This window comes from Obesumbacterium proteus (genome assembly GCF_001586165.1).
GTDB lineage: Bacteria > Pseudomonadota > Gammaproteobacteria > Enterobacterales > Enterobacteriaceae > Hafnia > Hafnia protea.
Genome location: NZ_CP014608.1, coordinates 4,324,933 through 4,334,364 on the forward strand (window position 1 = coordinate 4,324,933; position 9,432 = coordinate 4,334,364).

Annotated in this window: 12 protein-coding genes and 1 tRNA gene; 11 read left to right on the forward strand and 2 right to left on the reverse strand. The window is 48.7% G+C overall.

Going from position 1 to position 9,432, the window contains the following annotated elements:
* The first annotated feature begins 2 nt into the window (after positions 1 to 2).
* The 8 genes from DSM2777_RS24615 (at position 3) to DSM2777_RS20285 (ending at position 4,690) form a co-directional block, all read left to right on the forward strand.
* Positions 3 to 566, forward strand: coding sequence for a hypothetical protein (locus DSM2777_RS24615; RefSeq protein WP_061555448.1), 564 nt, complete (start codon positions 3 to 5; stop codon positions 564 to 566).
* The gene (locus tag DSM2777_RS20255) at positions 559 to 1,185 is read left to right on the forward strand and encodes a hypothetical protein (RefSeq protein ID WP_061555000.1); all 627 of its coding nucleotides are present in this window, start codon (positions 559 to 561) and stop codon (positions 1,183 to 1,185) included. The genes DSM2777_RS24615 and DSM2777_RS20255 overlap by 8 nt, the downstream gene beginning before the upstream one ends.
* Positions 1,182 to 1,655, forward strand: coding sequence for a hypothetical protein (locus DSM2777_RS20260; protein ID WP_061555001.1), 474 nt, complete (start codon positions 1,182 to 1,184; stop codon positions 1,653 to 1,655). Before DSM2777_RS20255 ends, DSM2777_RS20260 begins: the two co-directional genes overlap by 4 nt.
* A 360-nt stretch (positions 1,656 to 2,015) precedes the next feature.
* The gene (locus tag DSM2777_RS20265; protein ID WP_035502976.1) at positions 2,016 to 2,300 is read left to right on the forward strand and encodes a DUF5405 family protein; all 285 of its coding nucleotides are present in this window, start codon (positions 2,016 to 2,018) and stop codon (positions 2,298 to 2,300) included.
* Complete coding sequence (locus DSM2777_RS20270; protein WP_061555002.1) at positions 2,278 to 2,517, forward strand: DUF4060 family protein; 240 nt, start codon at positions 2,278 to 2,280, stop codon at positions 2,515 to 2,517. The genes DSM2777_RS20265 and DSM2777_RS20270 overlap by 23 nt, the downstream gene beginning before the upstream one ends.
* Positions 2,514 to 3,080: an MT-A70 family methyltransferase gene (locus DSM2777_RS20275; protein WP_061555003.1), complete on the forward strand. Its 567-nt coding sequence runs from the start codon at positions 2,514 to 2,516 to the stop codon at positions 3,078 to 3,080. Before DSM2777_RS20270 ends, DSM2777_RS20275 begins: the two co-directional genes overlap by 4 nt.
* 1 nt (position 3,081) lies before the next feature.
* A complete protein-coding gene (locus DSM2777_RS20280; RefSeq protein WP_040012355.1) occupies positions 3,082 to 3,300 on the forward strand; it encodes a hypothetical protein in 219 nt (72 codons plus the stop codon).
* Positions 3,301 to 3,523: 223 nt separating this feature from the next.
* The gene (locus tag DSM2777_RS20285; RefSeq protein WP_061555004.1) at positions 3,524 to 4,690 is read left to right on the forward strand and encodes a tyrosine-type recombinase/integrase; all 1,167 of its coding nucleotides are present in this window, start codon (positions 3,524 to 3,526) and stop codon (positions 4,688 to 4,690) included.
* A gap of 10 nt (positions 4,691 to 4,700) precedes the next feature.
* On the opposite strand, the gene DSM2777_RS20290 is transcribed toward DSM2777_RS20285, so the two are convergent.
* Positions 4,701 to 4,777: transfer RNA gene (locus DSM2777_RS20290), tRNA-Arg, on the reverse strand.
* A 204-nt stretch (positions 4,778 to 4,981) separates the two neighbouring features.
* On the opposite strand from DSM2777_RS20290, the gene folD reads away from it, so the two are divergent.
* The 3 genes from folD to ybcJ all read left to right on the forward strand — a co-directional run bounded on the left by folD (position 4,982) and on the right by ybcJ (position 7,882).
* Entirely contained in the window at positions 4,982 to 5,839 is an 858-nt protein-coding gene (folD, locus tag DSM2777_RS20295; RefSeq protein WP_046458612.1) for a bifunctional methylenetetrahydrofolate dehydrogenase/methenyltetrahydrofolate cyclohydrolase FolD, read from the forward strand.
* Positions 5,840 to 6,115: 276 nt separating this feature from the next.
* Positions 6,116 to 7,483, forward strand: coding sequence for an NAD-dependent succinate-semialdehyde dehydrogenase (locus DSM2777_RS20300; protein WP_061555005.1), 1,368 nt, complete (start codon positions 6,116 to 6,118; stop codon positions 7,481 to 7,483).
* Positions 7,484 to 7,669: 186 nt separating this feature from the next.
* Complete coding sequence (gene ybcJ / locus DSM2777_RS20305; protein ID WP_025800580.1) at positions 7,670 to 7,882, forward strand: ribosome-associated protein YbcJ; 213 nt, start codon at positions 7,670 to 7,672, stop codon at positions 7,880 to 7,882.
* Positions 7,883 to 7,947: 65 nt separating this feature from the next.
* Here the strand turns inward: ybcJ and cysS are convergent, their stop codons facing one another.
* On the reverse strand, positions 7,948 to 9,333 hold the full coding sequence (cysS, locus tag DSM2777_RS20310) for a cysteine--tRNA ligase (RefSeq protein WP_061555006.1): 1,386 nt from the start codon (positions 9,331 to 9,333) through the stop codon (positions 7,948 to 7,950).
* Positions 9,334 to 9,432 lie beyond the last annotated feature (99 nt).

The following is a 9,432-nucleotide window of genomic DNA, read 5'->3' on the forward strand; positions in this document are numbered from 1 at the left end:
AAATGAAAAAGTTTGAATTGGTTGCAGAGTTATCTAAAGAGTTTTTTGGTCGCAAATTATTCCGCATTCGTGCGCTGATTTCATTTGGCGATATTTGCAAGGGTGACTTAGGCGGCTGGGTTGAAAAAGAAGAGTGTGTGGATCAGTCCGGCAATGCGTGGGTGTCCGGCGATGCGCGGGTGTCCGGCGATGCGCGGGTGTACGGAAATGCGCGGGTGTACGGAAATGCGTGGGTGTACGGCGATGCGCGGGTGTCCGGCGATGCGTGGGTGTACGGCGATGCGCGGGTGTACGGAAATGCACTGGTGTCCGGCGATGCGCGGGTGTCCGGCGATGCGCATCATATTACTGTCTCGCCAATCGGATCAGAAGGTGGTTATTTAACGGCTTTCCGTCAGAAAGATAACTCTATCGTTGTTAGTCGTGGTTGCTTCTCTGGATCTATCGAGGAATTTGAAAAGGCAATAAATGCTACTCATGGCGATAGCAAATATGCAGAGCAATACAAAATTGTGATTTCGCTAATTAAATCTCGACTAGAAGCCGTGGAGCAGAGTAATGACTAAGCTAACGACTGAGCGGTTAGAAGAAATAGCAAAACTGGAAATAACTGAATTTAGCAATGGAATGGATATTGCGAAAGATGCATATCAATCAGTTGGCAGCTCTGAGATTGTCTTAATGGCTCGACAGCTTCTGGCATACGAACAAGCTGCTGAGCATCCGGCAGCGCGGATCACATGGGACGGGTCTGAGTTCAGCGTGAGTAATGTAAGCGAAGATTTTTTATACGGTGGCACTGCTGTCTATCTGGCACCGGTATTACCTAAACAGCCTGAACACTCACGCCAGCACTTTGAAAGCCTATGCAATCAGTTTTGGAATTGGGCTGAGTTAGACGAAATCGATCAAGATGAAGAACCGCGTCTTGAATGGAATGGTTCTAACTATACCCACCGCGTAACCGCTGCGCTGTGGAAAATGTATCAAGCAGCACCCGCACAACCTGTAATACCAGAACAGCCAGACGCTCAAGATTTAGAACTCTATATAGACATGCTCGAAAATAGCGATAGCGACGATCAGGACGGGGAATTAAACAACACTCAGCTAATTATGTGGCTCAAAGAGTTACAGCGCCGCCGCACGCTACCAGCACAACCAGCCAATGGAGATAAGCAATGAACAATATCATCAAATTCACAGGCAGTACTGACTGGTCACGCGACAAAGTTATCGATCATTTAGAGCGCTGTCAGATGGCTTCGTCTGTAACGATGCCGGCAGAAGGTCTTGAGCACTTACTCATGCAAGTATTGCGGTACATCGATTCGCAGAAACCAAAATCACAAAGGGTAAGCGAGTCTTGCAAAGCAGGAAACGACATTATTGCAGAACGTCAGCGTCAAATCATAGAGGAAGGATGGACGGCAGAACACGACGACGAGCATGCAGAGGGAGAAATAGCTTCAGCGGCTGCGTGCTATGCGTTATTTGCTAACGATCAGGGCTTCTCAACTCCGGCACATTGGCCGTGGGGTAAAGAGCGGTGGAAGCAGGCTGGCCAGCGCAGGGATTTAGTTAAAGCCGGTGCTCTCATTCTCGCTGAAATTGAACGTTTAGACCGCGCAGCCCCAGCACAGGAGAGCGAATAATGAGTAAGCGCAGATCTACAAGAAAGGCAAAAGCGGCCTTGTCCGAACTAAGTATTATTTTCTTAGCGTGTGGTTTTAGTCGCAAGCGCAACCGTGTGAGATTGCCTGTTTTTTCTATGTCAGCACAGGAGCAGAAATAGATGCTGATAGCTGGTTATATCCTTCTAGTCAGCGCCTGTGGATTAGATGCTTGCGACGCCCTCCCCGTTACACCTGAAGTCATGCCAAAAGAAACCTGTGAACAATGGATAAAGCTGATTCATGAGAAGCGGCCTAACCACGTTCTAATGTGCTTACCAGTTAACAAAGATTAATAGCCGCTAACCAGCGGCTTTTTTATTGCCTAAGTTTGGAGAAAACATGCAAATCGAAATCGGCGAATACGTCATTACGAGTGACACATACAACCTGATTCTTAACGAGAAAAAGGTAGCAAAGGAAGGTAAATCTGCAGGTGAAGAGAGGCTTCAGTCCATCGGGTTCTACTCAAAAATCTCCACGCTTATCTCTGCATTAATTCAGCGCGAGGTTCTGCTCTCTGACGCCCAGTCATTGCAGGCAATGCAGCAATTAATAGAGCGAGTTTCATTGCAGTGTGAAAAGGCTTTCAAGGACTTTAACAATGCGACACATCATCAAGGGTAATCCAGAGCGTAAAGAAAGAGCGGCGATGAAAGCTGCTCTCGATATACATCAATCCAAGTACGGCGACTATGGGCCAACCAAGAAAGGCGTCACGTACACAATCAAAGTTAGCGAAGAGAAATTCTTCATCGAGATTATCAACCGAGAGAAATCATATGTGGCTACATCGATGATGCGGCCTAGGGATTTATCCAAAGTGTGGGGGAGTGCAGCGTGAATAAATACAAACTGATTTATGCAGACCCACCGTGGACATATCGCGACAAGGCAGCCGATGGCGAGCGGGGAGCATCATTCAAATATCCCACGATGAGCATATTGGATATATGCCGTTTACCGGTATGGGACTTAGCTGATGAATCTTGTCTGCTGGCAATGTGGTGGGTGCCAACTATGCCGGCCGAAGCGTTGAAGGTGGTCGATGCTTGGGGATTTAGATTGATGACTATGAAGGGATTCACATGGCACAAGACAAATCGACGTAAAGGGAACAGTGCGATCGGCATGGGCCACATGACAAGAGCTAATAGCGAAGATTGTTTGTTTGCGGTTCGTGGTCGGCTGCCAGAGCGATTTAACGCAGCAATATGCCAGCATCAAACTTTCCACCGCGCTGAACATAGCGCCAAGCCCCCAGAGTTTCGCGATCTGCTTGTTAGCTTGCTAGGCGACGTGCCTCGCATTGAGCTATTTGCGCGTCAGCAGGCTGAATGTTGGCATTCGTGGGGCAACGAGGTCGGTTGCAATATCGAGTTCCAGCAAGGAGTGAAAGCGGCATGACATGACAGCAGAACAAGACAACGCGATCCGCAATGTGGCGCGGCGATGCAACGAAGCAATGAAATCTGCAATAAAGTCCGCGCCAAAAAAAACCAACATCGACACAATCACCCGCCCCATTCTTCTCAGCCACTACGAAACCATTAAACCTCTCGGAATTCCATTCGTTAGGTTCCTTTGGACTATTGGCGTTTTGAATGGGCAGTTTGAGGATAAATGATGGAGAAATTCAGTCTAAACCGCCACGAGGCCGCCGCCTTCATTGGGATAGATAAAGACACGCTAACTCAGTGGTGCCGGTCTGGGCGCATTGCTTACACGAAGAAAAACCCTACGAAACCCAATTCCCCCTACATGTTCACTCGCACTGCATGCATTGCGGCGCTAAACAATCCGATCCAAACTGTGCCGGTGAGCGCGGTTGGTGCGACAGGAGAATCATTATGTCACTCTTCCGCAGAGGTGAAATATGGTACGGCAGCTACTCGACGCCAAGCGGCAAGCGAATTAAGGAATCACTTGGCACGAAGGACAAGCGCCAAGCGCAGGAGTTGCACGATAGAAGGAAGGCAGAGCTCTGGAGGATAGAGCGGTTAGGCGACTTTCCTGATGTGACCTTTGATGAGGCTTGCCTCAGATGGATAGAAGAGAAAGCCGATAAAAAGTCTCTTGATGATGACAAAAGCCGGATGGGATTCTGGCTAATGCATTTTGATGGGGTCAGGTTAAAAGATATTACAGAGGCCAAAATATATACGGCGATAAGCAAGATGACCAACCGGAGATATATGGCAAACTGGCTGGCTCAATCCACGGCGCTGGAAAAAAGAGGGAAAGAAGTTCCAGCGTTTTGTGATAAACAGGTGTCTACATCAACAAAGGCCAAGCACCTTGCCTTGATGAAGTCTTTGCTTAGAGCGGCTGAGCGCGATTGGAAGTGGATAGAAAAAGCTCCAATTATAAAAGTACCGCAGGTTAGAAATAAGCGCGTCCGCTGGCTGGAACCGGCTGAGGCGCAACGGCTAGTTAATGAATGCCCGGAGCCGTTAAAGTCTACGGTGATTTTTGCTCTCGCTACTGGTCTTCGCCGATCCAATATTATCAACTTGGAATGGCAACAGATAGATATGCAAAGAAAGGTAGCTTGGATAAATCCTGAAGATAGCAAGTCTGGCAAGGCCATTGGTATAGCCTTAAACAATACTGCATGTAAGGTACTACGGAATCAACTTGGACAGCACCAGAAATGGGTATTTGTTCACACCGAAGCCAAAAAGCGATCAGATGGGACATTAACGCCAGCAGTGAGGAAAATGAGGGTTGATTCCAACTCTGCTTGGCGACTAGCACTTAAGCGGGCTGGGATAGGGAATTTTCGTTTTCACGACCTGCGCCATACGTGGGCAAGTTGGCTGGTTCAGTCTGGAGTGCCGCTATCTATATTACAGGAGATGGGTGGTTGGGAGAGTATAGAAATGGTGAGACGCTACGCTCATCTAGCCCCGAATCATTTAACCGAGCATGCGAAGCAAATAGACGTCATTTTTAGCGATGATGTCCCAAATATGTCCCAGTTGGAAAATTTGGAGGTGATAGGATTTGATAAGTGATTGATTTTAATGGTACGCCCTACAGGATTCGAACCTGTGACCTACGGCTTAGAAGGCCGTTGCTCTATCCAACTGAGCTAAGGGCGCACTGAGACGGTTGAGCAGTTGCTCTCTGTCGGGTCGTGCAGCGGATTTGGATTATACGGTCAGCACAGTTTGAGTCAATGCCTTTTGTCCGTTTGATCATCCACTTGGTTATTTTATGGTTATTCTTTGCCTGACAGCACGCTTTGCATCTGACACAATAGAAGCCCTCCCCCGCTTGAACAATATTGATGGATTTCGTCACTGATGGCAGCAAAGATTATTGATGGTAAAACGATTGCGCAGCAGGTTAGAAGCGAGATGGCTGTGCGCGTAGAACAACGTTTGGCTGAGGGGAAACGCGCCCCTGGGCTGGCAGTAATATTAGTAGGCGAAAACCCTGCCTCGCAGATTTACGTCGGCAGCAAACGCCGCGCATGTGAAGAAGTCGGTATCATATCAAAATCTTACGATCTGCCGATTTCCACCAGCGAAGAGCAGCTATTAAGTTTGATTGATGACCTCAACGCCGATAACACTATCGACGGCATTTTGGTTCAGCTTCCGCTGCCTGACGGTATCGACAACGTGAAAGTGCTGGAAAGAATCAGCCCAGATAAAGACGTCGATGGCTTCCATCCATATAACGTTGGTCGTTTATGCCAGCGTTCGCCAAAGCTCCGCCCATGCACTCCTCGCGGCATTATCACGATGTTAGAACGCTGCGAAATCAACACCTATGGCTTGAATGCCGTGGTCGTTGGCGCATCGAATATTGTGGGTCGCCCTATGGGACTTGAGCTGCTGTTAGCCGGTTGCACCACCACCATCACCCATCGCTTTACCAAGGATCTGCAAAAGCACGTTGAAAATGCCGATCTGGTTGTGGTCGCCGTGGGTAAACCAGGCTTTATTCCCGGTGCATGGATCAAACCAGGCGCCGTGGTGATCGATGTTGGGATCAACCGTTTAGCCAGTGGGAAAGTCGTTGGTGACGTTGAGTTTGATGTAGCCGTTGAGCGCGCGGGTTGGATCACCCCCGTACCGGGTGGCGTTGGGCCAATGACCGTAGCAACGCTGATTCAAAATACCCTGCAAGCCTGCGAAGAGTTCCACGACATTTAAGCAGCAAACTACTCTCTATATAAGCCAGTCATTGACTGGCTTTATTCATTTATAGCGGTTGTCCACACAGCAAGATAATTCCTAGTCTTACGTCATTTCCTTGTGGATATATGATTCCGACCTATAGTTATTTATTACACATCAGCGATTGAGTCGCGAATTCGTTAACCTCAGTTGCTCCATTCACGTTCATAAACCTCATGTCATTCAATTACCTAGCTCGGAGAATATCCAACTCGTCTTCGTCAACATGATCTATACCGATAAGGAGCCATCATGCCATACCAGACAATCAATCCTTACACCGACAAACTCATCAAAGAATATCCACAGCACGACGATAAATATGTCGAATCAGCCTTAACAACCGCACACAAACTCTATAAGTCAGACTGGGCACAAGGTGATATATCTCAACGCCTTAACGTTCTGAGCAAGCTGTCTGAGCTATTTACCCAACACGAAGAAGAACTGGCGAAAACGATCAGCCAAGAAATGGGCAAACTTATCGAGCAGAGCCGTGGCGAAGTTAAGATTTGTGCTGCGATTGCCAAATATTATGCAGACAACGCCAAAGCGTTTCTCAAACCGGTCAAATACCCTTCATCACTCGGTGAAGCCTGGGTTGAACATCATCCCATTGGCATCATCATGGCGGTAGAACCGTGGAATTTCCCGTTCTACCAGCTCATGCGCGTATTAGCCCCGAATATGGCCGTTGGTAACAGCGTGATGGTAAAACACGCCAGCATCGTCCCCCACTGTGCCGAAACCTTCGAACGGATGGTCTCTCAGGCAGGAGCCCCTAAAGGCGCCTATACCAATCTGTTCATCTCACAGGATCAGGTCGCCAGCATCATCGATGACGATCGTGTCAGCGGCGTTGCCCTTACCGGTTCCGAACAGGCAGGTAGCGTAGTAGCAGCACAGGCGGCTAAAAACCTTAAAAAATCCACCATGGAACTCGGCGGGAATGACGTATTTGTGGTTCTTGATGATTGCGACCTCGACAAGGCAATCAAAGTGGGTGCTCAGGCCCGCCTACAAAATGCGGGTCAGGTGTGTACCGCTGCCAAACGCTTTATTATTCATGAAAAGATTGCCGATAAGTTTCTTGCCGGTTTTACCAAGGCGTTGGAATCCGTAAAAATGGGCGATCCGCTCGATCCGAGCACCACACTGGGGCCTTTATCGTCTAAAGGCGCATTGCAGAACTTGATTAAGCAGGTTGATAAAGCTGTCAAAAACGGCGCCAAAGCGACATTAGGCGGTAAGGCTGTAAATCAACAAGGCTATTTCTATCCGCCAACAATCCTCACAGATATCAAGCGCGATAATCCAGCCTATTTCGAAGAGTTCTTCGGCCCAGTCGCCATGGTATTTGTTGTGAAGAGTGACGATGAAGCCATCAGCTTGGCGAACGACTCACACTATGGGCTGGGGGGTGCCATCTTCACTGGTAACATTGAACGCGGCAAAAAAATGGCCTCACGCATTGAAACCGGCATGGTATTTATCAATACCTTGAGCGGTACTGCGCCAGAACTGCCGTTTGGTGGTGTAAAACGTTCAGGCTATGGCCATGAATTGGCCGATCTTGGGATTAAAGAGTTCACGAACCAAAAACTGGTCGTTGTGGCTTAACTTATTCTTGGGATTAATTCTCTGCGGGTGTGGTAACGCACCCGCATTCGTAGATTAGCTATACGCCACCGCGCGCAAACTGGCATAATAGCGCATTGCCCGCCGTATATTGATAGTCATACATTGGCTATACGATGGCTACGGCATCTCGAACGAATCACTCCCAAAGAATAAAGAGATAACACCATGGAAATCTTCCATCTGGAAAACCATCCGCACGTTGAACTGTGCGATCTACTGAAACTACAAGGCTGGAATGATAGCGGCGCAGCGGCAAAAAACGCCATTGCTGACGGCTATGTGAAAGTTGATGGGAAGATCGAAACACGTAAACGTTGCAAAATTCTTGACGGTCAGACGGTGACTTATAACGGTCAAAGCGTGCAGGTCAAAGCGTAATTGATACGCTTGATGTGAAAAAGCCGGCGGGTAAGCCGGCTTTTTTATTGGATAAATCTAACGCCTTACTTACGACGCCAAGTCGTCCCCTGCGGGCCGTCTTCGAGCACAATACCGAGCTCATTCAATTGATCACGCGCCGAATCGGCCATCGCCCAATCCTTCGCCGCACGAGCGTCGTTACGCTGTTTGATCAACGCTTCAATCTTAGCCACTTCGCCATCGTCAACCTGCGCGCCGCTTTGCAAGAATACCTCAGGGTCCTGCTCCAGCAGGCCAAGGATTTTCGCCAGCTTGCGGAGCTCTGCTGCCATAGCATTAGCCAGCGCCATATCTTCTGATTTCAGGCGGTTAACTTCACGCGCCAAATCAAACAACGCAGAATAAGCTTCCGGCGTGTTGAAATCGTCGTCCATCGCTTCGCGGAAACGCGCTTCAAAGACATTGCCACCGGCTGGTTCTGCGTGAGGATCGGTGCCACGCAGCGCAGTATACAGACGCTCCAATGCAGCTCGTGCTTGCTTAAGGTTCTCTTCGCTGTAGTTCAGTTGGCTACGATAGTGGCCTGACATCAGGAAGTAACGCACGGTTTCAGCATCATAGTGCTGCAACACATCACGAATAGTGAAGAAGTTGCCCAGCGATTTAGACATTTTCTCGCGGTCAATCATCACCATACCGGAATGCATCCAGTAGTTCACATAAGGGCCGTCATGCGCACAGCTTGATTGTGCAATTTCATTCTCGTGATGCGGGAACATCAGGTCAGAGCCACCGCCGTGAATATCGAAATGTGCGCCTAACTGTTTGCAGTTCATGGCTGAACATTCAATATGCCATCCAGGGCGACCAGGACCCCAAGGCGATTCCCAGCTTGGCTCACCCAGTTTAGACATTTTCCACAGTACGAAGTCCATCGGGTTGCGTTTCACATCAGCAACTTCAACGCGAGCGCCTGCCTGAAGTTGATCCAGATCCTGTCGAGACAGCAAGCCATAGTCCGGATCGGTATCCACAGCGAACATCACATCACCGTTGCTGGCAACGTAAGCGTGGCCGCGTGCAATCAGCAATTCGACGATTTCAATAATCTCAGGAATATGGTGCGTCGCACGTGGCTCAAGATCGGGACGCGCGATATTCAACGAGTCGAAATCTTTGTGCATTTCTGCCAGCATACGCTCGGTCAGCTGCTCGCAGGTTTCGCCATTCTCCACCGCTCGTTTGATGATTTTGTCATCTACGTCCGTCACGTTACGCACATATCTAAGGTTGTAACCTAAATAGCGTAGATAGCGCGCCACCACATCAAAAGAAACGAATGTACGACCATGGCCGATATGACACAGATCGTAAATGGTTACCCCGCACACATACATACCGACTTCACCGGCGTGAATAGGTTTGAATTCCTCTTTTTGACGACTGAGTGTGTTAAAAATCTTTAGCATCGGGGCATCCGTGATGTTTGACATAATATTAGGTGTATTGAACCGCGAAGAAAGGCCGTTTGCAAGAATAACCCCTATTTTCACCCGTTTGGGTGCCGA

Excerpts from the sequence above, each read along its gene's own strand:
- DSM2777_RS24615 (WP_061555448.1), top strand. The coding sequence starts at position 3 with ATGAAAAAGTTTGAATTGGTTGCAGAGTTATCTAAAGAGTTTTTTGGT.
- DSM2777_RS20255 (WP_061555000.1), top strand. The coding sequence starts at position 559 with ATGACTAAGCTAACGACTGAGCGGTTAGAAGAAATAGCAAAACTGGAA.
- DSM2777_RS20260 (WP_061555001.1), top strand. The coding sequence starts at position 1,182 with ATGAACAATATCATCAAATTCACAGGCAGTACTGACTGGTCACGCGAC.
- DSM2777_RS20265 (WP_035502976.1), top strand. The coding sequence starts at position 2,016 with ATGCAAATCGAAATCGGCGAATACGTCATTACGAGTGACACATACAAC.
- DSM2777_RS20270 (WP_061555002.1), top strand. The coding sequence starts at position 2,278 with ATGCGACACATCATCAAGGGTAATCCAGAGCGTAAAGAAAGAGCGGCG.
- DSM2777_RS20280 (WP_040012355.1), top strand. The coding sequence starts at position 3,082 with ATGACAGCAGAACAAGACAACGCGATCCGCAATGTGGCGCGGCGATGC.
- DSM2777_RS20285 (WP_061555004.1), top strand. The coding sequence starts at position 3,524 with ATGTCACTCTTCCGCAGAGGTGAAATATGGTACGGCAGCTACTCGACG.
- folD (WP_046458612.1), top strand. The coding sequence starts at position 4,982 with ATGGCAGCAAAGATTATTGATGGTAAAACGATTGCGCAGCAGGTTAGA.
- DSM2777_RS20300 (WP_061555005.1), top strand. The coding sequence starts at position 6,116 with ATGCCATACCAGACAATCAATCCTTACACCGACAAACTCATCAAAGAA.
- ybcJ (WP_025800580.1), top strand. The coding sequence starts at position 7,670 with ATGGAAATCTTCCATCTGGAAAACCATCCGCACGTTGAACTGTGCGAT.
- cysS (WP_061555006.1), bottom strand. The coding sequence starts at position 9,333 with ATGCTAAAGATTTTTAACACACTCAGTCGTCAAAAAGAGGAATTCAAA.